The organism is Herbaspirillum rhizosphaerae, from assembly GCF_001189965.1.
Taxonomy (GTDB): domain Bacteria; phylum Pseudomonadota; class Gammaproteobacteria; order Burkholderiales; family Burkholderiaceae_D; genus Herbaspirillum; species Herbaspirillum rhizosphaerae.
The window spans coordinates 1-800 of record NZ_LFLU01000041.1 but is presented as its reverse complement, the minus strand read 5'-3'; the positions used below and the strand labels follow the sequence as shown (position 1 = coordinate 800).

Annotated in this window: 1 protein-coding gene; it reads right to left on the bottom strand. The window is 61.8% G+C overall.

What is annotated here, in order from left to right:
* The coding region (ilvC, locus tag AKL25_RS23565; RefSeq protein ID WP_050480132.1) for a ketol-acid reductoisomerase at positions 1–800 on the bottom strand (800 nt) is incomplete at both ends.

Sequence of the window (800 nt, the reverse complement as noted above, 5' to 3'; positions counted from 1 at the left end):
CCGGCCTTGTTTTCCAGGATGAAGCTCTTGGCGTATTCGCCGGTCTGGATGTCGGTCAGCACTTGCTTCATGACCTTCTTGCTCTCTTCGTTGATGATGCGCGGGCCGGTGACGTATTCGCCGTATTCCGCATTGTTCGAGATCGAGTAGTTCATGTTGGCGATGCCGCCTTCGTAGATCAGGTCGACGATCAGTTTCAGTTCGTGCAGGCATTCGAAGTAGGCCATTTCCGGCGCGTAGCCGGCTTCGACCAGGGTTTCGAAACCGGCCTTGATCAGTTCGACGGTGCCGCCGCACAGGACCGCTTGTTCGCCGAACAGGTCGGTTTCGGTTTCTTCGCGGAAGTTGGTTTCGATGATGCCGGCGCGGCCGCCGCCGTTGGCGGTGGCGTACGACAGGGCGACGTCACGGGCGGTGCCGGACTTGTCTTGATAAACCGCGATCAGGTGCGGCACGCCGCCACCCTGGGTGTAGGTCGAGCGCACGGTGTGGCCCGGGGCCTTCGGCGCGATCATGATGATGTCCAGGTCGGCGCGCGGCACGACTTGACCGTAGTGGATGTTGAAGCCGTGCGCGAAGGCGACGGTGGCGCCTTGCTTGGCGTGCGGGGCGACGTTTTCTGCGTAGACCTGGCCGATGTTTTCATCCGGCAGCAGGATCATGATGACGTCGGCGCCCTTGACGGCGTCGTTGACTTCGGCAACGTTCAGGCCGGCGTTCTTGGCCTTGTTCCACGATGCGCCGTCCTTGCGCAGGCCGACGGTGACCTTGCAGCCGGAGTCCTTCAGGTTTTGTGCGTG